The 21727-nt window shown below is 71.2% G+C and carries 18 protein-coding genes; 10 read left to right on the top strand and 8 right to left on the bottom strand.

Going from position 1 to position 21727, the window contains the following annotated elements; all coding sequences use genetic code 11:
- Positions 1-16: 16 nt before the first annotated feature.
- The 3 genes from ACFY10_RS13610 to ACFY10_RS13620 are packed head-to-tail and all read right to left on the bottom strand — an operon-like array spanning position 17 to position 3336.
- Positions 17-1519, bottom strand: coding sequence for a long-chain fatty acid--CoA ligase (locus ACFY10_RS13610; RefSeq protein ID WP_390665249.1), 1503 nt, complete (start codon positions 1517-1519; stop codon positions 17-19).
- Positions 1520-1529: 10 nt separating this feature from the next.
- The gene (locus ACFY10_RS13615) at positions 1530-2414 is read right to left on the bottom strand and encodes an amidohydrolase family protein (RefSeq protein WP_390665250.1); all 885 of its coding nucleotides are present in this window, start codon (positions 2412-2414) and stop codon (positions 1530-1532) included.
- Positions 2415-2418: 4 nt separating this feature from the next.
- A complete protein-coding gene (locus ACFY10_RS13620; RefSeq protein ID WP_390665251.1) occupies positions 2419-3336 on the bottom strand; it encodes an SDR family NAD(P)-dependent oxidoreductase in 918 nt (305 codons plus the stop codon).
- 246 nt (positions 3337-3582) lie between these two features.
- Here ACFY10_RS13620 and ACFY10_RS13625 point away from each other — a divergent pair, with 246 nt between their 5' ends.
- Together ACFY10_RS13625 and ACFY10_RS13630 are read left to right on the top strand one after the other, a co-directional pair.
- Positions 3583-4008, top strand: a complete 426-nt coding sequence (locus ACFY10_RS13625) for a MarR family winged helix-turn-helix transcriptional regulator (RefSeq protein WP_390665252.1) — start codon at positions 3583-3585, stop codon at positions 4006-4008.
- Positions 4009-4027: 19 nt separating this feature from the next.
- Positions 4028-4783 carry an IclR family transcriptional regulator gene (locus ACFY10_RS13630; protein ID WP_390665253.1) on the top strand — a complete coding sequence of 252 codons (756 nt, stop codon included), beginning with the start codon at positions 4028-4030 and terminating at the stop codon, positions 4781-4783.
- Between the two features lie 7 nt (positions 4784-4790).
- On the opposite strand, the gene ACFY10_RS13635 is transcribed toward ACFY10_RS13630, so the two are convergent.
- Positions 4791-6044 carry a lipase family protein gene (locus tag ACFY10_RS13635; protein ID WP_390665254.1) on the bottom strand — a complete coding sequence of 418 codons (1254 nt, stop codon included), beginning with the start codon at positions 6042-6044 and terminating at the stop codon, positions 4791-4793.
- Between the two features lie 220 nt (positions 6045-6264).
- Here ACFY10_RS13635 and ACFY10_RS13640 point away from each other — a divergent pair, with 220 nt between their 5' ends.
- Both ACFY10_RS13640 and ACFY10_RS13645 read left to right on the top strand, forming a co-directional pair.
- Positions 6265-7449, top strand: a complete 1185-nt coding sequence (locus ACFY10_RS13640) for a sensor histidine kinase (RefSeq protein ID WP_390665255.1) — start codon at positions 6265-6267, stop codon at positions 7447-7449.
- On the top strand, positions 7446-8114 hold the full coding sequence (locus tag ACFY10_RS13645) for a response regulator (RefSeq protein WP_390665256.1): 669 nt from the start codon (positions 7446-7448) through the stop codon (positions 8112-8114). The genes ACFY10_RS13640 and ACFY10_RS13645 overlap by 4 nt, the downstream gene beginning before the upstream one ends.
- On the opposite strand, the gene ACFY10_RS13650 is transcribed toward ACFY10_RS13645, so the two are convergent.
- Positions 8111-8515 (bottom strand): VOC family protein, encoded by a 405-nt coding sequence (locus tag ACFY10_RS13650; protein WP_390665257.1) that lies wholly within the window; start codon positions 8513-8515, stop codon positions 8111-8113. The genes ACFY10_RS13645 and ACFY10_RS13650 overlap by 4 nt on opposite strands.
- Positions 8516-8723: 208 nt before the next feature.
- Here ACFY10_RS13650 and ACFY10_RS13655 point away from each other — a divergent pair, with 208 nt between their 5' ends.
- On the top strand, positions 8724-10823 hold the full coding sequence (locus ACFY10_RS13655; RefSeq protein ID WP_390665258.1) for an MMPL family transporter: 2100 nt from the start codon (positions 8724-8726) through the stop codon (positions 10821-10823).
- 120 nt (positions 10824-10943) lie between these two features.
- Here ACFY10_RS13655 and ACFY10_RS13660 read toward each other — a convergent pair whose 3' ends face one another.
- Positions 10944-13658, bottom strand: a complete 2715-nt coding sequence (locus ACFY10_RS13660) for an FAD/NAD(P)-binding protein (protein ID WP_390665259.1) — start codon at positions 13656-13658, stop codon at positions 10944-10946.
- A gap of 191 nt (positions 13659-13849) precedes the next feature.
- Here ACFY10_RS13660 and ACFY10_RS13665 point away from each other — a divergent pair, with 191 nt between their 5' ends.
- The 4 genes from ACFY10_RS13665 (at position 13850) to ACFY10_RS13680 (ending at position 18134) form a co-directional block, all read left to right on the top strand.
- A complete protein-coding gene (locus ACFY10_RS13665; protein WP_390665568.1) occupies positions 13850-15088 on the top strand; it encodes an Ig-like domain-containing protein in 1239 nt (412 codons plus the stop codon).
- A gap of 159 nt (positions 15089-15247) precedes the next feature.
- On the top strand, positions 15248-16633 hold the full coding sequence (locus ACFY10_RS13670; protein WP_390665260.1) for a glycoside hydrolase family 16 protein: 1386 nt from the start codon (positions 15248-15250) through the stop codon (positions 16631-16633).
- Between the two features lie 63 nt (positions 16634-16696).
- Entirely contained in the window at positions 16697-17719 is a 1023-nt protein-coding gene (locus ACFY10_RS13675) for an NADP-dependent oxidoreductase (RefSeq protein ID WP_390665261.1), read from the top strand.
- A 43-nt stretch (positions 17720-17762) separates the two neighbouring features.
- Positions 17763-18134, top strand: coding sequence for a MerR family transcriptional regulator (locus tag ACFY10_RS13680; RefSeq protein ID WP_390665569.1), 372 nt, complete (start codon positions 17763-17765; stop codon positions 18132-18134).
- On the opposite strand, the gene ACFY10_RS13685 is transcribed toward ACFY10_RS13680, so the two are convergent.
- A complete protein-coding gene (locus tag ACFY10_RS13685; RefSeq protein WP_390665262.1) occupies positions 18020-18523 on the bottom strand; it encodes a VOC family protein in 504 nt (167 codons plus the stop codon). The genes ACFY10_RS13680 and ACFY10_RS13685 overlap by 115 nt on opposite strands.
- Before the next feature lie 52 nt (positions 18524-18575).
- A complete protein-coding gene (locus ACFY10_RS13690) occupies positions 18576-19490 on the bottom strand; it encodes an AraC family transcriptional regulator (RefSeq protein ID WP_390665263.1) in 915 nt (304 codons plus the stop codon).
- Positions 19491-19636: 146 nt separating this feature from the next.
- Between ACFY10_RS13690 and tkt the strand changes: the two genes are divergently transcribed.
- Positions 19637-21712, top strand: coding sequence for a transketolase (gene tkt, locus ACFY10_RS13695; RefSeq protein WP_390665264.1), 2076 nt, complete (start codon positions 19637-19639; stop codon positions 21710-21712).
- Positions 21713-21727: the final 15 nt, after the last annotated feature.

Genomic DNA, 21727 nt, shown 5'->3' on the forward strand with positions numbered 1-21727 from the left:
TAAGTTCAAACGGAGTTCAGGAATTGGTGCCGTAGCGCTTGCGCACTCGGGACTTGAGGAGTTTTCCGGAGGCGGTGCGCGGGAGTTCGTCCGCGAGGACCACCGACTTCGGGATCTTGTACTTGGCGAGCTGCCCGGAGAGGGACGCGAGGATCTCGTCGGGGTCGAGCGTGGCCCCCTCGCGAGGCACGACCACCGCGCGCGGCACCTCGCCCCACTTCTCGTCCGGCACGCCGATGACGGCGCACTCGACGATGTCGGGGTGGGCGAGGAGCCGGTCCTCGATCTCGGCGGGGTAGATGTTCTCGCCCCCGGAGATGATCATGTCCTTGATGCGGTCGACGATGTACACGTAGCCGTCCTCGTCGACGCGGGCGGCGTCCCCGGTGCGGAACCAGCCGTCGGCGAAGGCCGCCGCCGTCTCCTCCGGCAGCCCCCAGTAGCCGGACATCACGGCCGGGCCGCGCGAGACGACCTCGCCGGTCTCTCCGGGCTCGACCTGGGTGAGGTCGGGGCGCACGACGCGTACGTCCGTGAAATACATCGGGACGCCCGCCGAGCCGGCCTTGGCGACGGAGTTCTCCCCGTCCAGGAAGAGCACGCCGAGCGCCTCGGTCATGCCGTAGCCCTGGAGGAAGGTCAGTCCGCGTGCCTGGTACGTCTCGATCAGCGGGGTCGGCACGGGGGCGCCGCCGCAGCTGAGCATGCGCAGGGACGACAGGTCGGCGTCCGGCCAGCGTGGCTGGCGGGCGACCTGCTCGAACATCGCCGGTACGCCGAACATGTAGGTGATCCGGTGCCGTTCGACGAGGTCGAGGGTGGCGCCCGGGTCGAAGGCCTCGACCAGGACGCACGTGCCGCCCTTGAGCAGCACGGGCAGGGTGAGCACCGTCAGCCCGGCGATGTGGAACAGCGGGGCGGAGACCAGGGCCCGCTCGTCGGCGAGGAGGTCCTTGTCGATGAGGAAGTTGACGCTGTTCCAGGTGACGTTGGCGTGCGAGAGCATCGCGCCCTTGGGGCGGCCGGTCGTACCCGAGGTGTAGAGGATCAGGCACGTGTCGTCCGCGGCGACGGGCTCGTCGATGGGATCGTCGGGGGATCCGGACAGCAACTCCTCGTATTCCGGGCCCACTTCGAGATACACGCGTACGTCCGTGCTGCCCGGCAGTCCGGCCACCAGCCCCGCGTGCGAGGGGCCGTAGACGAGGACCTTCGCGCCGGAGTCGGCGAGCTGGTAGGCGATCTCGGGGCCGGCGAGGCGGGTGTTCTGCGGTACGAAGATCGCGCCGAGCATGCCCGCCGCGAACAGCGTCTCCAGGAAGGACGGGTGGTTGGGTCCGAGGTAGGCGATCCGGTCGCCGCGCCTGACGCCCCGGGCGCGCAGGGCGTGCGCGAGGCGGGTGGTGCGGGTGTGCAGCTCGCCGTAGGTGAGCGTCGTGCCGCCGTGGACCAGTGCGGTGCGGTGCGGGGTCTTGCGGGCCCGGCGTGCGGGCCACGACCCCAGTCCCTCGTTGCGCATGTCCGGCCCCTTACGGTTTGGTCAGCCCGAGCAGACGGGCGGCGTTCTCCTTGAGGATCTTCGGCTTCACCTCGTCCTTGATCGGCAGCTTGGCGAAGTCGGCGAGCCAGCGGTCCGGGGTGAGGACGGGGTAGTCGGAACCGAAGAGGACCTTGTCCTTGAGCAGCGTGTTCGCGTACTGCACGAGCTGCGGCGGGAAGTACTTCGGCGACCAGCCGGACAGGTCGATGTGCACGCCCGGCTTGTGGGTGGCGACGGCGAGGGCCTCGTCCTGCCAGGGGAAGGACGGGTGCGCCAGGATGATCTTGAGGTGGGGGAAGTCGGCGGCCACGTCGTCCACGTGGAGGGGGTTGGAGTACTTGAGGCGGATGCCGCCGCCTCCCGGGACTCCGGCGCCGATGCCCGTCTGGCCGGTGTGGAAGAGGGCGATGGTGCCGGTCTCCTCGATCACCTCGTAGAGGTCGTACGCCACCGAGCGGTCGTTGGGGAAGAAGCCCTGGATGCTGGGGTGGAACTTGAAGCCCTTCACCCCGTACTCCTCGACCAGGCGGCGGGCCTGCTTGACGCCCGCCTTGCCGCGGAAGGGGTCGATGGAGGCGAAGGGGACGAGGACGTCCGGGTTGGCGGCCGCGGCCTCGGCGACCTCCTCGTTCGGGACGGGCGCGGTGCCGGTCGCGGACTCGGCGTCGACCGTGAAGATCACGGCGGCCATCTTCCGCTCCCGGTAGTAGGCGGCCGTCTCCTCGAGGGTCGGCTTCCGCTTGCCCTCGACCTTGAAGTAGGCGGAGGACGCGTCGTGCAGGTCGTCGTCCAGGGAGGAGTGGCCCTTGGAGGAGACCTCCGCGTGGGTGTGGACGTCGATCGCGACGAGTTCCTCGACGTTGAGGGTCGTCATGGTGTCAGGCCTCCGGGAACTTCGGGGCGGGGACGCCGACGCTCTGCAGTTCCGCGCCGACCGAGGTGGGGAAGGCCTCGGCCAGGGTGTCGGGGGTCCAGCCGCCGTCGGCGTACGCCGCCTTGATCTCCTGCGGATGCGACCAGAGTGCCACCTTGTCGCCGCCGATGCCGATGGCCTGGCCGGTGATGGAGCGGGCGGCCTCGGAGGCGAGGAACGGGACGAGGGCCGCACAGTCCTCGGGGGTGCCGAAGCCCTCGCCCTTGCGCAGGAAGTCCGGGAGCGGCTCGCCGTTCTTCATGGCCTCGATGTACGGGGCGAAGGCGGGGATGGTCTCGGTCATCGCGGTCGCGGCGACCGGCACGATCGCGTTGACGGTGATGTTGGCGCGGCCCAGCTCCATCGACCAGGTGCGGGCGAAGGCGGCGATGCCGGCCTTGGCGGCGGAGTAGTTCGTCTGCCCGAAGTTGCCGCGCTGGCCGGCCGGCGAGCCGACCAGGATCAGGGTGCCGCCCTCGCCCTGCTCGCGCATCCGGACGGCGGCGGCGCGGGCGCAGGTGAAGGTGCCCTTGAGGTGGGTGGTGATCACCGCGTCGAAGTCTTCGTCGGACATCTTCCACAGCACCTTGTCGCGCAGGATGCCGGCATTGGTGACCAGGATGTCCAGCCGCCCGAACTCCTCGACCGCACGGCCCACCAGCCGGTCGGCGGCCTCGCTCGTGCCGACCGGGACCACCTCGGCGACGGCGGTACCGCCGGCCTCGGCGATGGACTTCACGGCCGCCTCGGCCACTGCCTCGTCGACGTCGTTGACGACCACGGACGCGCCGTGGGCGGCCAGGGCGTGCGCGTAGGCGAGGCCGAGGCCCCGGCCGCTGCCGGTGACGACGGCGACCTTGCCGGTGAGATCGATGCTGGGCACGGATGGGTCCCTTCACGAGGTGATGCGGGCACGAGGTGATGCGGATGGTGCGGCTGCCGCACCGCGGCTTCGAGATCGAAGCTAAGAGCAATAATTGTTGACGTCAATAGTTGTTGAAGACCTCCGGGTGCGACATGCTGGAATCTGCACCGAGAACCGCGCCCCTGAGGGGCCGAGACCAGGGAGCCCGCCATCACCCGCCAGCACGCCACGAACGCAGCCTCGATCGACGCGGACGAGCCATGGATGCGTGGGCTGCACGCGGACACGGGCTACCTGCTGTACCGCCTGGGCCTGCGCTCCGGACAGCTGTTCAACGCATTCCTGCAGGAGTCGGGGCTGCGCCTGCGCCACTACGCGGTGCTGCGTTTCCTCGCCACCTCCGACGGCGCCCTGCAGCGCGCACTGAGCACCCGCCTCGGCTACGACCCGAGCGCGATCGTCGGCCTGGTCGACGACCTGGAGAAGCTGGGTTTCGCCGAGCGCCGCCCCTCCCCCGACGACCGCCGCAGCCGGATCGTCGTCCTCACCGAGGACGGCCGCGCCTTCCTGCGCGACACCGACGACGCGGGCCTGCGCGCGACGAACGAGCTCTTCCAGCCGCTCGAACCGGCCGAACGCGAGACGCTGCACGCACTGCTGCTGCGGATCGCGGAGGACGGGCTCGGCTGATGCGGAAAGACGCCCGGCCATGACCGTCCGCTCCGCGCCCGACCGGCTGCTGGCCGTGCTCGCCGCATTCGACCACGAGCACCCGGCCCTGTCCCTGACCGACATCAGCAGACGGGCCGGGCTGACCCTCACCACCGCGCACCGCCTCGTGGGCGCCCTCACCGACTGGGGCGCCCTGGAGCGGGACGAGTCCGGCGTCTACCAGGTCGGGCTCCGGCTGTGGGAGATCGCAGCGCTCGCCCCGCGCGGTCTCGCGCTGCGGCAGATCGCGCTGCCGTACCTGGAGGACCTGTACGAAGCGACCCACGAGAACGTGCAGTTGGCGGTGCGGGACGGCGGGGAGGTCGTCTACATCGAGTGGATATCCGGCCACAGTGCCGTCGGCGTGCACATCCGGGTCGGGGCGCGCTGGCCGCTGCACGCCACCGGGGTCGGGCTCGCGCTGCTGGCGCACTGCGGTCCGGAGTTCCAGGAGGAGTACTGCGCGGGCCCGCTCGCGTCGTTCACGCCGTACACCATCACCGAGCCGGCCCGGCTGCGCCGGGTGCTGGCCGAGGTGCGGCGCACGGGAGTTGCGGTGAGCAGCCGTCAAGTCACCGACGACGCCCTGTCGGTGGCCGCGCCGGTGCGCGGGCCGGGCGGGGCGGTTCTCGCCGCCGTGTCGGTGGTGGTGCCGCAAGCCGACGCGCAGGTACCGGTGCTGGTCCCTGCGGTGCGGCTTGCGGCGCGCGGCATTTCGCGGGCGCTGGGGTGGCGGCCGGCGAAGGAGCCGTAGAGATCGCTCAGCAGTTGCCGCGCATCGGCCGGCCCGCGAACCGGTCGGTGAGCCAGGTGACCGAGTTGCCGATCGCCTGCGGGTCGCCGAGGAGATGGTCGCCGGCGTACGAGGTCCACTGCGTGGCGATGCCCGCGTCGCAGTATGCGCGGCGCGTGCCCTGGCCGGTCTCGGCGGGGATCACCTCGTCGAGGAGGCCGCGGTACTGCAGGACCGGGAAGCCGATCTCGTAGCGGGCCCCGGAGCCGGCCGGGCCCACGCCGACGCCGAGTTTGTCGGTGTCGGCGACCTCGCCCCAGGTCGTGCCGTCGGGGCCGCGCAGGGCGTAGAGCCGGTCGAGGGTGAGCCGGTCCGTGGTGTAGTTCTCGATGTGGGCGCCGGTGAAGCGGGCGACCGTGCCGACCGCGCAGAGGGACTCGGCGTCCTTGACCGCCTGGCGGCCCGTGTCGTTGAGGAGTCCGTCGAACGGCATGTCCGGGTGGGTGACCGACAGGCCGATCACCGCGTCCACGAGGAACCCGGCGAACGCCCCGCCGTCGAGCGCGTTCCCCACCTGCTTCAGGTCGCCCGGAATCCCGCCGGACGCCACGCCCACGACCTTCACCTCGGGGGCGTACGACTTGGCGAGCTGCGCGGCCCACAGGCTCCCCGCACCGCCCTCCGAGTACCCCCAGATCCCGACCTGTGCGTCGGGGCTCACCCCGCTGCCGGGCAGCCTGGAGGCGGCGCGTACGACGTCGAGGACCGCGTGGCCGGCGTCGGCGCCGGACACGTACGGATGGACCTGGCCGTCCAGGTATCCGGCGCCGTCGGTCGCCGCGACGGCGAACCCGGCCTTGAGCAGCGCGGCGATGTTCGGCCCCTCGTAGGCGTCCTGGTACTGGCCGGCGAGCTGCTTGGAGAAGGCGCACTGGGGTCCGATGCCGAGGGTGCCGGGCACGAACGCGACCAGCGGCCGCTCGCCCGGGCCCTGCCACGCCTCCTTGGGCACGATCACGGTACCTGCGACGGCGTCCTTCCTGCCGTGGCCGTCGGTGGAGCCGTACTGCACCTTCCAAGCGTTGACCGGCGTTCCGGGGCCGATCATGGGCAGCGAGTCCACGCTGCGGCAGGCGACGATGTCGCCCGGGGTTACGCTCGCGACTGCCGGCGGCCGGTAGATCGCGGCGTCGGCGTCGGTGCACGGCCCGCTCGTCCCGGCCGAGGCGGTCACGGCCGGGACGGCTAAGGCTCCGCCGAGCAGGGCTCCGGCTGCGAGCACTGCGACTCTCCTCTTCACCATCACAATGTCCCTTCTGCACGGTGAGTGAGAGCCGCGAGATTACGAACGAGTAGGTGAGCACTGATAGTTAAAGGATGACAAACCGGCACCGGATCGGCTGTGCTCCACTGACTAGCGCCGTATATCCCTCTCACCGGCGAGGTGCCGTCCACGGGAGCCTCGGAATACTGGAACGGCCCCCTGCCTTCAGGAGCCGCCCATGTCCCCGCAGTCCTGGTTCTCGCAGGTCGCCGCGCGGCTGCGCACGGCGAATCCGTACGTCGTCGACGCCGCCCTCGCCGCGCTCGTGCTGTTCGCGGTCTCGTTGCAGTGGCTGTTCCCCGACGAGGGGGACGACCGGCTGACCTGGCTGGGCTGGCTGCTGGGGGCCGCGACGGCGGTGCCGCTGGTGTGGCGCAGGCGAGCCCCGTTCGCGACGGCATGGGTCGTCTCGGGGGCCACGCCCGCGATGGCGATGTACCACGCGCCGCCGCCGGACGTCCTGTACGGCGGTCTCGTCGTCCTCTACACCGTGGCCGCCTGCACCCCGCCCTGGCAGCGGCGGCTGATGCTGGTGGGCTGGGTGATCGGGGCCACCGTCACCATGCATTTCAAGGAGGACGCCCGGCCCTTCGAGTACGCCTTCCATCTGCTGTCGATCGCCTGCGCCTACGCTCTCGGCACCCTGGCCCGCGTCCAGCGCGCCTACACCGCCGAACTGGAGGACCGGGCCCGGCGGCTGGAGCGGGAGCGCGCCGCGGACACCGCGCGGGCCATTGCCCAGGAACGCGCCCGAATCGCCCGGGACATGCACGACATCCTCGCCCACGCGGTGAGTCTGATGGTGGTGCAGGCGGAGGCGGGGCCGGTCGTGGTGCGCAGTGATCCGGAGCGCGCGGAGGCCTCGTTCGAAGCGATCGCGGCGGCCGGGCGGGACGCGATGGCGCAGTTGCGGCGGATCCTCGGGGTGCTCAAGGAGGAGCAGCGGAACGGGACTTCGCCGCAGCCGGGGGTGGCAGCGCTCCCGCTGCTGCTGCGGCAGGTCGGCGAATCGGCGGGCCTGCGGGTCGAGTTGCGCACCACGGGCGAACCGCGCCCCTTGCCCGCGGACGCCGAGGTCGCCGCGTACCGCGTGGTGCAGGAGGCCCTGACCAACACCGTGAAGCATGCGTACGCTGCCTGCGCGACCGTCGAACTCGACTGGACGGAGGACATGTTGACGCTCACGGTGACCGACGACGGACGGGGCCCGGCGGCACCCGGCGGCGGGCACGGGCTGATCGGCATCCGGGAGCGGGCCGCCGCGTGCGGGGGCAGCGCCGAGGCCGGGCGCGGACCGGAGGGCGGCTTCCGGGTCGTCGTACACCTGCCTGCCGCCGCCGACCGTCAGGCGGCCCTCGGGTGAGCATCCGGGTGGTGGTCGCCGACGACCAGGAGCTGGTCCGCAGCGGTTTCAGCATGATCCTGGAGGCGCAGCAGGACATCGAGGTGGTCGCCGAGGCCGGCGACGGCGCGGAGGCGGTCGCGGCGGTCCAGCGCCACACGCCGGACGTGCTGCTCCTGGACATCCGGATGCCGGTCATGGACGGGCTCGAAGCGGCCCGGCGGGTGTGTGCGCAGTCCTGCTGCAAGGTCGTCATGCTGACCACGTTCGACCTGGACGAGTACGTGTACGAGGCGCTGTACGCGGGCGCCAGCGGCTTCCTCCTCAAGGACGTGCGCCGCGACGACCTCGTGCACGCCGTACGGGTGGTCGCGGCCGGCGACTCCCTGCTGGCGCCGACGGTGACACGGCGGCTGGTCGCGGACATCGTGCGGCGCCGCCGGGAGGAGGCCGCCGCCGAGGTCACCCCGCAGCGCCTGGACGCCCTGACGGCCCGCGAGGTGGAGACGCTGCGGCTGCTGGCCCGCGGACTGTCCAACGCCGAGATCGCCACGACCCTCTTCGTCAGCGAGCACACCGTCAAGACGCATGTCAGCAACGTGCTGAGCAAGCTGGGGCTCAGGGACCGGGTGCAGGCGGTGATCTGCGCGTACGAGACGGGGCTGGTGGCGCCGGGCGCCTCCTAGCCGTCCAGTTCCTCGAAGAGGGTCAGCTGGAGGGCACCCGGTGCTTCGAGCCGGGAGTTCAGGGAGTTCCACGGGGTGCGCGTCGGCTGGGCGAGGACCTCGGCCCCTGCGGCGGCCAGTCGTGCCGTGGTGACGGTGGAGTCGTCGACCTGGAAGGCGACCCGGATGTGCCCGGCCACGCGGTGGCCCACCTCGACGTCGTCGATGAAGGCGGCGTGGTTCGGGTCGGTCAGCTCCAGGGTGGCGCGGCCCGCTTCGAGGATGGTGACTCTTCCGTCGGGGGAGGAGAAGGCGGCGCGCTCGGGCAGGCCGAGGATGTCACGGTAGAAGCGCAGGGCCTCGTCGTAGTCGGGTGCCGTGACGACGAGACGGAGTTCGCGGACGGCGGGTTCGTCGGACATACGGGCGCCTCCAAGATCGCGGTTGTTCTGCTCCCTCAACTCCGGCGCCCGTGCGGAGGATTCCCGCCGTCTCCCTCTCGGGAGTGAGCCGAACGTCTTCCTCCCCCGTGCGACCGAGGCCTCGAAACCACTCCCCCCGGCGATCCGCCACACCCCCCGTCCCCACGAGCCTGAGGGCGTTGAGAACCGACGACCGCCGGGAGGCACCGTGCTCTCCACACTCGCCCGGGCAGCGACCCGCCGCCCGCTGACCGTCATCCTTCTGTGGGTGCTCTTCCTGCTGCTCGGCTTCGGGCTGGGGACGGGCGTCTTCGGGCGGCTCTCCGACAACGTGCCCGAGGTTCCGGGCACCGAGTCGGAGCGGGCCGCCCAGTACCTGGACCGCGTCGACCCGACGGGCGAGTCGTTCACCGCCGTCGTCGAGGGTGTCGCCGTCTCCGCCCCCGGGCTGCGCGACCAGGTCGAGCGGGCCGTGGCCGACGTACGCCGGATCGCCGGTGTCGCCGCGGTGCCGGACCCGTACACGACCCGCGGTCTGACGGCCGCCGACGGACAGGCCCTGATCGTCCCCGTCACCCTCAAGGGCGGTCTCGGCGACGACGCCGAGGAGAAGGCGGTGGATGCGGCGGCCGACCGCATCAAGCAGATCGACGCGCCCGAGGTCCACGTCAGCGGCGGCCCGTTGCTGGGCAAGCAGCTCGGGGAACGGGCCCAAGAGGACGTGAAGAACGCCGAGTTGATCTCCCTGCCCGTCGTACTCGCCCTGCTGCTCGTCGTGTTCGGCGGGCTGCGCGCGGCCGGGCTGCCGCTGGTGATCGCGGTGAGCGGGATCGCCGGAGCCTTCCTGGCACTGTTCGGGTTCAGCCAGGTCACCGACATCTCCGTGTACGCGATCCAGGTGACCACCATGCTGGGCCTCGGACTCGCCGTGGACTACGCCCTGTTGATGCTGGTCCGCTTCCGCGAGGAGCGCCGGCACACGCAGGACGTCGTGGAGGCGGTGCACCGCACGGTCGCCGCGGCCGGGCGCACGGTGCTGTTCTCCGGACTCACCGTGGCGGTCAGCCTGACCGGTCTGCTCGTCTTCCCCAGCGTGTTCCTGCGCAGCATGGGCCTGGCCGTGGCCGCCGTGGTCGTCATCGACATGCTGGCCGCGCTGACCCTGCTGCCGGCGCTGCTGACCCGGTTCGGCGCGAAGATCGCCCCGGCGAAGGCGGGACCGGAGGGCGAAGAGGGCCGCTTCTTCGCCCGCGTGGCCCGCTTCTCGGCCCGCCGCCGCGTCGCCGTCCTGGCCACGGTCGTCCCGGCCCTGCTGGTCCTGGCACTGCCCGTCACCGGCATGAAGATCGAGATCGGGGACGCGACGCAGCTGCCCTCCAGCACCGAGGCACGGCAGTTGTACGACACCGTCGACGCGCACTTCCCGCAAGGCACGGGCGTCTCGCCGGTCACCGTCGTCCTCAAACCGGGCACGGACTCCGCGACCGCAGACCGGATCCGCGCCCTGTCGCCGACAGCGCGGTCCCGCTCGCTGCCGGACGGCGGGACGGTCGTACAACTGCAGCCGTCCGGCCGGGTCGACGGCAAGGAGGCCACCGGCCTGGTCAAGGAGGTACGGGCCGTGCGCGGCACCGAGCCGGTCCAGGTCACCGGGCCCGCCGCCCGCCTGGTGGACTTCCGCGCGATGCTCTCCGACCGCGCGCCCTGGGCCGCCCTGACCGTGCTGGCCGGCATCTTCGTCCTGCTGTTCGCGTTCACGGGCTCGGTGCTGATCCCGCTGCGCACGATCCTGACCACGCTGCTCAGCCTGGGCGCGGCGCTCGGTGCAGTGGTCTGGGTCTTCCAGGACGGCCACCTGGCCGGCGCGCTGGGCGCCGAGCGCCTGGGCGCGCTGAGCCTGACCGCTCCGCCCCTGATCGTCGCGATCGCCTTCGGACTGGCCATGGACTACGAGTTGTTCATCCTGGCCCGGATGCGGGAGGCGCGGAGCGTGACGCGAGACGACCAGGAGGCCGTGGTGGCCGGTCTGCGCCGCTCCGGCCGCGTGGTCACCTGCGCCGCCCTGCTCCTCGCCGTCGTCTTCGGCGCCTTCATGACGGGCGGCTTCTCCCCCATCCTCCAGATCGGCCTCGGCCTCACCCTCGCGGTCCTGATCGACGCAACGGTCGTACGGATGCTGCTGGTCCCGGCGACGATGACCCTGCTGGGCCGATCGGCGTGGTGGGCACCGAAGCCACTGCGGCGGGCGCACGACCGGTTCGGCTTGCGTGAAGAACCCACGGAACAGGCGGAGTTGGTGAACCGCTGACCCGGGCAGCTGTCCCCGCTCCCTGAAGGGGCGCGGGGAACTGCGCGACCAGCCACGACGCAGCCGCAGACGCCCAACGACACATCGCGGCACTTCCAACGGCGCCTCCCAGCACAGCCCTCAGGCCGGAAGGCCAGCCCGCATACGCCGATCCCGCGGCGCCTCCTTCCGGTCCAGACGGGCATCCAACAGGCGGCGCGCAGCGTCACACCGCCCCGCCGACACCAAGGCATACAGCAGCGTCTCCTCGACGACCTCACGTTGGGCGGCGCTGCCGCCGACCCGCCGCAGCACCGGCAGCAGCGCGTCAAGTCCGCGGGCGGCTTCCTGGAAGCGCTCCTCGACCAGCGCGGCGAACGCCTCGCACAGCGGGACGATCACCTCCCGCTGCACCGAGTCCGCGCCGGAGGCATGGTCGCGCAACCGGTGCAGCGCCGGCAGGTCCCCCGCGGCGGCCAGGGCGACGGCGGCGTGCAGGGCGGTGAAGGCGGTCGCCGGACGTTCCAGGACGTCTCGCGCGACCGTGTCCAGGACGTCCCCGGCGGGCAGTTCGCCCCGCCAGCTGTCGCTCAGCCGGGCCCGCCACAGCAGCGAACCCGAGTCGACCAGCGCTCGCACCCCGGTCACCACCCGGCCCGGCGCGAGCTGCGCGAACCAGCGCCTGCGCACCGCGGCCGGGTCGTCGAGGGCGAGTTCGTGCAGGGCGATGTGCCAGGAGAAGTGCGCCCGGTGCACGGCGCCCCGGCCCTGCCCGGACACCCAGCCGTCCAGCCAGTCGCGGCCCGCCTCGTGCGCGCCGGACTCGTAGTGGACGTGCGCGAGCGCGTGCACGGCATGCCCCGAGGCGGGCTCCAGAGCCAGGGCGCGGTGGGCGAGTTCGCCGGCCTCGTGCAGCCGGCCCTGTTCCTGCCGGAGGAAGGCGAGCAGCGAGGTGTGGAACCAGTGGCCGTCGTAGGCAGGAGACGTCCGCTCGACCAGCCGCAGCGCTTGGTCGCCGTCGAGGTCCGTGACGCCGGAGAAGGCGATGGTGGGCACGGCGGCGGCGAGCGCGAGCGCGTCGGCGGGGTGCGCTTCGAGGTGCCGTACAAGAGCCGTGTCGCCGTCGTCGCCGTGCACCCGGCGGGTGACCACGTCCACGAAGGAACGCTCCCGCTCGTCGGCCTGTTCGCGCGCGGAGCGCTGCGCCTCGGCGAGCGCCCGCGGTACGTCGACGGCGGCCCCGCACTCGTGGCCGAGCAGGGCGAGGGCCGCATGGCCAAGGGCGAACCCCGGGTCGAGGGCCACGGCCCGGGCGAAGGCGTCCTCGGCGCCGGCCCGGACCTTGAGGACCCGGTGGAGACCGGTGCGGTAGGCGGCGGCCGCCTCCGCGTGGGTGGAGAGGGCGAGTCCGTGGCCGTCGACGGGACGGCGGGAGGAGCGGGTCTTGCCGGTCCTCCCCGCCGGCGGGGCGAGCAACTGCCGCGCCAGGCCTGCCGCCTGGACGCGGATCTCGGGGATCGCGGTCGTCTCCCACAGTTCGCCGCGCCGCGGGGCGCCCAGCGTGAACAACGGGCGGTCGGCGCGGCCTTCCGCGTCCAGCAACCGCCCGTCGCAGGTGGCCACGCCCATGCCGAGCGGGCCCGGGACCGCGGCCCCGGACGCGAACAGGGAGCGCCACAGGGGGTCGTCGGACCGTCGGCCCGGTCCGGTGCAGTCGATCACCCAACCGACGTGCAGGGTACGGCCGTTGGAGAGGGTGACCACGGGTGAGCCGTCGTGTTCGACCGCGTCCGTCACGGCGCTGGCGTGGACGGTGAGCCGTCGGGCCGTACGGGCCCGGGAGACGGACTCGGCGGTGGCGGGGGCCATGCGGTGGCGGTGGGTGTTCCACAGGGCGCCCTCGCGGGCGAGGAACTCGGCCCGGTCCTCGGGGGTGAGGCTGTGCCAGAGGCGGGCGGTGTGCGGGCGCAGGCTGTCGAGGGCGGGGCGCCAGTCGCCGTGGGTGCGCACGGAGCGGCTGATGTGGCGGTAGACGGCCCTGCGCAGGCGGCCGAGCGAGGTGTCGTCGAGGTCCTCCGGCGGGCCCATCGGTCCCGCCGGGATGAGGGCGTGCGGCTGCGGCAGCAGACCGCTGCGGGAGAGGGCGTGGACCGTGCGGCCGGGGCGGTCGAGGGTGAGGGCGAGATCGACGGCCGTCAGGCCCGTGCCGACGAGCAGGACGTCGGCGGTGTCGGAGAGCGGGCCGTCCAGCGCGCCCGTGGCCCAGGGCTCGGCGATGAAACGGGCCGATGTGCGCAGGGCGGGCGGGGCCCAGGTCGCGGACGGGGCGGCGGGTCCGGTGGCCAGAACCGCGCTGTCGGCGGTGAGGTGTCCCCCGTCGGCCAGGTGGAGCTCCACCCGGCCCTCGGGGGTGCCGGTACAGCTCTCGGCGCGGGTGCGCAGCCGTCGTACCGCCACCGTGCCCTGAGCCCGGACGATGGCCTGCGCGAGGGTGTCGGCGAGGTAGGCGCCGTAGCGGTAGCGGGTGGCGAAGTCGGCGGCGCTGACGGCCGGTTCGCCGTGGCGGCACAGCCAGCGGGTGAAGTGGCCGGAATCGTCGGGGTAGCAACTCATGCCGCCCGCGGGCACGTTGAGGCGGTGGCGCAGGTCGCGGGTGGCGTACGCGGTGCCGCGGCCCGCCTCCGGGGCCGGGTCGAGAAGAACGAGGTCGAGCGGTGTCCGGCGGCGCGTCGCCGTCTCACAGAGCTGGACGGCGGTCAGCGTGCCCGCCGCGCCTGCTCCGACGACGGCCACGGTGTGCGGCTCGCGGACTTCGGTCACGTATACCTCCGGCGATGGTCTTCGTTCCTTGCGCATGCTCAAGGGCCCCGGCCGGGCCGTTCATACTCTGTTCACAACCCCGGGACCTCGCACAACCGTGGTTTCGGGCCTTCTCACGGCAATTCCTCACAGGAATCTCAGGAAGTCGCCCGGAAATTCAAAGGATCAACAAATCTGCGCGACGCAGGATGCACCCGGAAAAGGTGGACATCCCAGAAAGGCCTGCCGTGGGCGTCTCGCACATATCGAACCGGTCCGAGCAGCAGTCGCAGAGGTGGTCCCGGCGCGGACTGCTCACCGTGCTCGGCGTGGCACCGGCCGCCACCGTACTGACCGGATGCAGCGGCTCGGCGGGCGCCTCGGACGGGACTGCGAAGGCCGCCGCGTCCGCGAAGGCGGCGGCGAAGAAGCCCACCGTCTCGGTCACGCCCGCCGACGGCACCAGGAAGGCCGGCTTCACCAGCCCCGTCGAGGTCACCGTGACCGACGGCACCCTCGCGTCGGTGAAGGTCACCGGCAACGACGGCTCCACACTGGACGGTTCGCTCAATGCCGCGAAGACCAGGTGGACGTCGGCGAAGAACCCGTACTCGGGCACGAAGTACACGGTCACCGCCACCACTGAAGGCGCCGCGGCGCAGACCGCGACCTTCACCACCAAGTCGCCCGGCTCGACCTTCGTCGGCTATTTCACGCCCGAGGCGGGCTCCACCTCCGGCGTCGGCATGCCCGTGTCGATCAACTTCACGCACGCCGTGAAGGACCGCGCCGCCGTCCAGAAGGCCATCACCGTCACCGCCGAGCCCGCCGTCGAGGTGGTCGGCCACTGGTTCAGCGACACCCGGCTCGACTTCCGCCCGGAGACCTACTGGGCGTCCGGCACGAAGATCACGCTCAGCCTGCAGCTGAAGGACATCGAGGGCTCCGACGGCGTCTACGGCGTGCAGCAGAAGGACGTCACGTTCCACATCGGCCGCGCGCAGATCAGCACGGTCGACCTGTCCACCAAGGAAATGGTGGTCAAACGGGACGGCGAGACGATCGCCACGTACCCGGTCTCCGGCGGCAACGCCCAGCACACCACCTGGTCCGGAATCATGGTGATCAGCGAGCGGTTCAAGCAGACCCGCATGGAGTCCTCCACGGTCGGGCTCGGCGACGAGTACGACATCTCCGACGTGCCGCACGCCCAGCGCCTGACCACGTCCGGCACCTTCGTACACGGCAACTACTGGGCGTCCACCTCGGTGTTCGGCCACCAGAACACCAGCCACGGCTGCGTCGGCCTGCACGATGCGAAGGGGGCGAGCGACAGCTCCGTGGCGGGCTACAAGTTCTACGACTCCTCGATGCTCGGTGACGTGGTCGTCGTCAAGAACTCGGGCGAGAGGACGGTCGATCCGGCCAACGGGCTCAACGGCTGGAACCTGTCGTGGTCCCAGTGGAAGGCGGGGAGCGCGGTTTAACACGTTTGCACCGTTCAGGGGGTGAACTTCCCTGCCCGGAAAGGACTTTCCTTGCTTTAACTCTTGACGGCCCTGGTGGCGGAGAGCACATTGGGCCCACTTTGAGAGCGCTCTCAAGGGCACCCGCAGCCCATCACTCCGCACCCGGGAGGCACCCCCATGAGTGCAACCTCCGGCATACCCAGACGGCGACGTGCGCTCCTCGCCGTACTCAGCACGCTCGGCCTGGCGGCCGTGCTCGCCACGGCCGCCACCCAGTCCGCCGACGCCTCCGCGCCCACACCCCCGTCGGGCTGGTCACAGGTCTTCCTCGACGACTTCAACGGCTCGGCCGGAACCGGCGTCAACACCTCCAACTGGCAGTACGACACCGGGACTTCGTATCCCGGCGGCGCCGCCAACTGGGGCACCGGCGAGGTCGAGACGATGACGAACAGCACCAGCAACGTCGCGCTCGACGGCAGCGGCAACCTGAAGATCACCCCGATCCGCGACTCGTCCGGCAACTGGACGTCGGGCCGTATCGAGACCAACCGCACCGACTTCCAGCCCCCGGCCGGCGGCAAGCTGCGCGTCGAGGCACGCATCCAGATGCCCAACGTCACAGGCGACGCGGCGCTCGGCTACTGGCCGGCCTTCTGGATGCTGGGCGCCCCCTACCGCGGCAACTACCAGAACTGGCCGAGCGTCGGCGAGCTGGACATCATGGAGAACGTCCAGGGCCTGAACAAGGTCTGGGCGACGATGCACTGCGGTACGAACCCGGGCGGCCCCTGCAACGAGACGACGGGCCTCGGCAATTCGACGGCGTGCCCCAACACGACGTGCCAGTCCTCCTTCCACACCTACACGATGGAGTGGGACCGCTCGGTCAGCCCCGAGGCGATCCGCTTCTACGTCGACGGCGTCAACTACCAGACCGTCACGGCCAGTCAGGTGGACGCCACGACCTGGGCCAACGCCACCAACCACGGCTTCTTCGTCATCCTGAACGTGGCGATGGGCGGCGGCTTCCCGGCCGCGTTCGGCGGCGGGCCGACCAGCGCCACGGAGTCCGGCCACCCGATGCTCGTGGACTACGTCCAGGTTCTGTCGAGCAGTGGGAGCGGTACCACGACCCCGCCGACCGGCAACCGTGACGCCTACAGCTCCATCCAGGCCGAGTCGTACGACAGCCAGTCCGGCATCAGCACGGAGGCCACCTCCGACACCGGCGGCGGCTCGGACATCGGCTACATCGCGAACGGCGACTGGGCCCTCTACAAGGGCGTCAACTTCGGCTCCACGGCGGCCACTCAGTTCTACGCCCGGGTGGCGAGCGGCGCCGCCTCCGGGGTGAGCGGCCTGGTCCAGGTGCGCCTGGACAGCGCCACCAGCACCCCCATCGGCAGCTTCTCCCTCGCCAACACGGGCGGCTGGCAGACCTGGCAGACGGTCCCGGCCAACATCAGCTCGGTGACCGGCACGCACGACGTCTATCTGACCTTCAGCAGCGGCCAGCCGGCGGACTTCGTGAATGTGAACTGGTTCGACTTCGGGCACTGACGGAAGTCGGCGGCGCTGGGCGGCTTGACCTTCACGTAGGGGTCAAGGCCTAGCGTCGCCGCCATGACCATTTCCTCCTTGAACTCCCGTACCGGGCTTGAGGTCCGTCTCGCCTCCCGGCCGAACGGCCTGCCCACACCAGACAACTTCGAGATCGTCGAGGTCCCGGTGCCGGATCCGGCGCCGGGCCAGGTACTGGTCCGCAATCTGTATCTTTCGCTCGACCCCGGCGTGCTGATGCTGATGTCGGAGCAGCCCGGCGTGCCCAGGCCCCGCTACGAGATCGGCGAGGTGATGTACGGGGACGCCATCGGCGAGGTGATCGCCTCGGCCGAACCCTCCCTGGCAGAGGGCGACTTGGTGGTCCACCGCCTGGGCTGGCGGGAGTATGCCCTGGCCGGTCCGGAGGCCTTCCGCCGCGTCGACAAAGGCGCCTACCCGACTCCCTCCCTCCACCTGAGCTTCGGCCTGGTCGCCTACGTCGGCCTCATGGAGATCGCTCAACTGCGGCCCGGCGACACGGTGTTCGTCTCCAGCGCGGCCGGAGCGATCGGAAGCCTCGCCGGTCAGATCGCCCGCCTGAAGGGTGCAGCGCGCGTGGTCGGCAGCGCCGGTTCGCCGGAAAAGGTACGGCACCTCACCGACAAGCTCGGTTACGACGCGGCCTTCGACCACCACGACGGCCCGGTCCTGGACCGGCTGCGCGAGGCCGCCCCCGACGGCATCGACGTGTACTTCGACAATGTGGGCGGCGAGCAACTGCGGGCCGCGATCGAGGTGATGAACGAGCACGGCCGCATCGCCGTCTGCGGGGCGCTGACCCGGCAGAGCACCGGCCGTCCCGACCCTGGCCCCGGCGACCTGCTGTCCGTCGTCGGCAAGCGGCTGACCATCCGCGGCTTCACCGTCCACGACCACATGGACCGGGCGGCCGAGTTCGGGGAGCAGTTCCGCGGCTGGCTGCGCGAGGGTTCCCTCGTCTACGACGAGACGGTGATCGACGGGCTGCCGAACGCGCCCCGCGCCCTGATCGACCTCGTGCGCGGCAGGTACACGGGGAAGACCATGATGCGGCTGGGGAGTTGACGCCCACGTATACGTAAGGAAGGCAGCTCCGGAGGTGACTGAGATGCTGATCGGTGACCTGGCCGCGCGGACCGGAACGACAACCCGCGCCCTGCGCTACTACGAGGAGCAGGGCCTGCTGGACTCCGACCGCAGCGCGGCCGGTTACCGCGTCTACGGGTCGGGGGCGGAGATGCGGGTCCGCAACATCCGCGATCTGCTCGCTTCCGGGTTCACCGTGGAGAACGTCAAGTCCTTCGTGCGCTTCCTGGACAGCGATCTGCCCGAGGTGTTCGCGTACTCGGACTCGTGTGCCGCGAACTACGAGGTCGGCGCCCAGCGGGTGGCCGAACTCAGCGAGCGCATCGAGGCCCTGGCCAGGATGCGGGACACACTCGTGCGCCGGATGCCGTGGCTGGGCGCCTCGACGGCGTAGATCGCGCGGCGCACCGGCCCAACGAGTCGGGCCCTGGACGCACGCGAGGTGACCGAGCGGTTGGCGGCGCGGACCGAGCCCTGACGGGGACGGCTCGGCATGTGCCCGGACTTCCCGCTGCCGTGGAGGTGTCGGCGGCCAGGGAGGCCGGGGGTTTCGGGTGTGTGCGGGGGCTGTTCCGGCGCCGGCGCGGCTGAGGTCCGGCAGTTGGCGGACTCGACGAGGACCGTCGGGTCGTCGTCGGGGTCGGTGATACCCAGCGCCCGCAGGCGGGCGAGCTCCGCGTCGTCGTAGGGAGCGACGGAGTGCCCCTCCAGGGCGGCCGCCCAGAAGCGGGCCGTGGCGGCGGGACGGGCGCAGTCGAAGACGATGTCGCGCAGACGCAGCATACGCCCGTCCAAGCGGCGCACCGACGGCCGGGCAACCGGCAGGGGGTGTCCCCTACCGCAACTCCGCCCGGAACGCCGCCGGCGTCATCTCCGTGTGCTGCTGGAAGAACTTCGAGAAGTTCGCGGCGTCCGGGAAGCCGACGGCAGCGCCCACCCGGCCGATGGGTATGTCCGTGTGGGCCAGCAGACGCTTCGCCTCCAGGACGACCCGTTTGTCGATGAAGCCCTTGGGGGTCTCGCCGGTGGCGGCGCGGACCGCGCGGACGAGGGTGCGGCGGGAGTAGCCGAGGGAGTCGGCGTAGGCGCTGACGCTGTGGTTGGTGGCGAAGTTCTTCTCCACGGCGTCCCGGAAGAGGGTGAAGGTGGTGTCCGACTGGCGGCGGGCCGCCTCCGCCGAGCTGGCCGCCAGGTGGGCGAGGCGGAGCAGAAACGCCGTCAGGGAGTGGCGCAGCACCGCGGTGTGCAGGCTCAGCGGCAGGGTCGTGGTGTCCTCGTACTCGCGTTGCAGTTGGGCGAGGGCGGATTTCAGGGCCGAAAGCTGGGCCTGGTCGGGATGGAGCAGGGGCGGCAGGTCGTAGCGGTAGAGGCCGGTCGCCTCCACCGTGGCGCGGGGCAGGAAGCCGGGCTGCATGGCCAGGACGGTTCCGCGGTACCCGCTCGCTTCCGAGAAGCGGTGGACCTGGCCGGGGCGGATCCACAGAATGTCGCCGGGCGACGCCTCGTACTCCGCGAAGTCGATCATGTGGCGGACGGGGCCGTCGTCGAAGAGCATCACGACGTGGAAGTCGATCCGGTGCACGCGCTCCAGCGGCGCCGACGACGCCTCGGCGTGCCAGGTGCGACCGGCCCCCATCGGGCCGACCCGCATGCCGACACCGCCCAGACTCAGCTCGACAGGGAAAGGGAACGTTCGGATGCCGTCCACCCCGCCGTCACCGTCTCCACCTTGGATGGTTCTGCCCGCCATGTCCTACTCGTGCCGCCTCGGTCGTGCCGTCGGTGTCCCACTTTCACCACAGGCTGACACACAGCGACCTTCCCCCGTAAAAGTCAGACTTTTAAGTTTGAACGCATCAGAGCAGTTCAGCCGCTTCGATCGAGGACTTCTTGAAGATGAGTACGCAGACTCCGGACAGCTTCGAATGGACCGAACTCGACCGGCGTGCCGTCGACACGGCCCGTCTGCTCGCGGCCGATGCCGTGCAGAAGGTCGGGAACGGGCACCCGGGCACGGCGATGAGCCTGGCTCCGGCCGCGTACACGATCTTTCAGAAGGTGATGCGTCACGATCCCGCCGATCCCGAGTGGACCGGCCGGGATCGTTTCGTTCTCTCCCCCGGACACACTTCGCTGACCCTCTACACCCAGCTGTTCCTCGCCGGGTATGAAGTCGAGCTGGATGACCTCAAGGCCTTCCGGACGCACGGTTCCAAGACGCCCGGTCACCCCGAGTACGGGCACACCGCCGGCGTCGAGACCACCACCGGGCCGCTCGGCCAGGGCGTCGCCAACGCCGTCGGCATGGCGATGGCCGCCCGCTTCGAGCGCGGCCTGTTCGACCCCGAGGCCCCGGAGGGCACCTCGCCCTTCGACCACACCGTCTGGGCGATCGTCTCCGACGGCGACCTGGAGGAGGGCGTCTCCGCCGAGGCCTCCTCGCTGGCCGGCCACCAGAAGCTCGGCAACCTGGTCTTCCTCTACGACGACAACCACATCTCCATCGAGGGCGACACCGCGACCGCGTTCTCCGAGGACGTCCTGAAGCGGTACGAGGCCTACGGCTGGCACGTGCAGCGTGTCGAGCCGGCGCTCGGCGGCGACATCGACGCAGCCGCCCTGTACGCGGCACTGAAGGCGGCGCAGGCCGAGACCGGGCGGCCGTCCATCATCGCGATGCGCACGATCATCGCCTGGCCCGCCCCGAACGCCCAGAACACCGAAGCCTCCCACGGCTCCGCGCTCGGCGCCGACGAGATCGCCGCCACCAAGCGCATCCTCGGCTTCGACCCCGAGCAGTCCTTCCAGGTCGACGCCGATGTTCTCGCGCACGCCCGTGAGGCCCTGGACCGCGGCGCGGAGGCGCACGCCGCCTGGGACAAGCAGATCGACAAGTGGCGCGGCGCCAACCCGGAGCGGGCCGAGCTGTTCGACCGGATCGTGGCCGGTCAGCTGCCCGAGGGCTGGGAATCCGAGATCCCCGTCTTCGAGGAGGGCAAGTCCGTCGCCACCCGCGCCGCCTCCGGCAAGGTGCTGCAGGCGCTCGGCTCGATCGTCCCCGAGCTGTGGGGCGGCTCCGCCGACCTGGCCGGCTCGAACAACACCACCATCGACAAGACCTCGTCCTTCCTGCCGAAGGGCAACCCGCTGCCCGAGGCCGACCCGTACGGCCGTACCGTCCACTTCGGTATCCGCGAGTTCTCGATGGCCGCGGAGATGAACGGCATCGCCCTGCACGGCAACACCCGCATCTACGGGGGCACCTTCCTGGTGTTCTCCGACTACATGCGCAACGCGGTGCGGATGTCTGCTCTCATGCAGCTCCCGGTGACGTACGTCTGGACCCACGACTCCATCGGCCTCGGCGAGGACGGCCCGACCCACCAGCCGGTCGAGCACCTCGCCTCCCTGCGCGCCATCCCGGGCCTGAACATCGTCCGTCCGGCCGACGCCAACGAGACCGCCGTCGCCTGGGCCGAGATCCTCAAGCGGCACGCCACCAACCCGGCCCCGCACGGCCTCGCCCTCACCCGTCAGGGCGTGCCGACGTACGCGCCCAACCCGGATGCGGCGAAGGGCGGTTACGTCCTGAAGGAGTCCTCGAAGGAGACCCCGGACGTCGTCCTGATCGCCACCGGCTCCGAGGTCCAGCTCGCCGTCGCCGCCCGCGAGCAGCTGGAGGCCGAGGGGATCGGCACCCGGGTCGTGTCGATGCCGTCCGTGGAGTGGTTCGAGGAGCAGCCGCGCGAGTACCGCGAGCAGGTCCTTCCGCCGTCCGTGCGAGCCCGCGTCGCCGTCGAGGCCGGGATCGGTCTGACGTGGTACCGCTTCACAGGTGACGCAGGACGCATCGTCTCCCTCGAGCACTTCGGCGCCTCCGCCGACGCCAAGACCCTGTTCGCCGAGTTCGGCTTCACCCCCGAGAATGTCGCCGCCGCAGCCCGGGAATCCCTGGCCGCCGCCCGCGGTTGATCCGATCGCCAGAAA

Origin of the sequence: Streptomyces sp. NPDC001401, assembly GCF_042895385.1 — a bacterium.
Lineage (GTDB): Bacteria > Actinomycetota > Actinomycetes > Streptomycetales > Streptomycetaceae > Streptomyces.

What these genes read in the sequence shown, in the direction of transcription:
- ACFY10_RS13610 (WP_390665249.1), bottom strand. Translation starts at nt 1,519, where the DNA reads ATGCGCAACGAGGGACTGGGGTCGTGGCCCGCACGCCGGGCCCGCAAG.
- ACFY10_RS13615 (WP_390665250.1), bottom strand. Translation starts at nt 2,414, where the DNA reads ATGACGACCCTCAACGTCGAGGAACTCGTCGCGATCGACGTCCACACC.
- ACFY10_RS13625 (WP_390665252.1), top strand. Translation starts at nt 3,583, where the DNA reads ATGCGTGGGCTGCACGCGGACACGGGCTACCTGCTGTACCGCCTGGGC.
- ACFY10_RS13630 (WP_390665253.1), top strand. Translation starts at nt 4,028, where the DNA reads ATGACCGTCCGCTCCGCGCCCGACCGGCTGCTGGCCGTGCTCGCCGCA.
- ACFY10_RS13640 (WP_390665255.1), top strand. Translation starts at nt 6,265, where the DNA reads ATGTCCCCGCAGTCCTGGTTCTCGCAGGTCGCCGCGCGGCTGCGCACG.
- ACFY10_RS13650 (WP_390665257.1), bottom strand. Translation starts at nt 8,515, where the DNA reads ATGTCCGACGAACCCGCCGTCCGCGAACTCCGTCTCGTCGTCACGGCA.
- ACFY10_RS13660 (WP_390665259.1), bottom strand. Translation starts at nt 13,658, where the DNA reads ATGCGCAAGGAACGAAGACCATCGCCGGAGGTATACGTGACCGAAGTC.
- ACFY10_RS13670 (WP_390665260.1), top strand. Translation starts at nt 15,248, where the DNA reads ATGAGTGCAACCTCCGGCATACCCAGACGGCGACGTGCGCTCCTCGCC.
- ACFY10_RS13675 (WP_390665261.1), top strand. Translation starts at nt 16,697, where the DNA reads ATGACCATTTCCTCCTTGAACTCCCGTACCGGGCTTGAGGTCCGTCTC.
- ACFY10_RS13680 (WP_390665569.1), top strand. Translation starts at nt 17,763, where the DNA reads ATGCTGATCGGTGACCTGGCCGCGCGGACCGGAACGACAACCCGCGCC.
- ACFY10_RS13685 (WP_390665262.1), bottom strand. Translation starts at nt 18,523, where the DNA reads ATGCTGCGTCTGCGCGACATCGTCTTCGACTGCGCCCGTCCCGCCGCC.
- ACFY10_RS13690 (WP_390665263.1), bottom strand. Translation starts at nt 19,490, where the DNA reads ATGGCGGGCAGAACCATCCAAGGTGGAGACGGTGACGGCGGGGTGGAC.
- tkt (WP_390665264.1), top strand. Translation starts at nt 19,637, where the DNA reads ATGAGTACGCAGACTCCGGACAGCTTCGAATGGACCGAACTCGACCGG.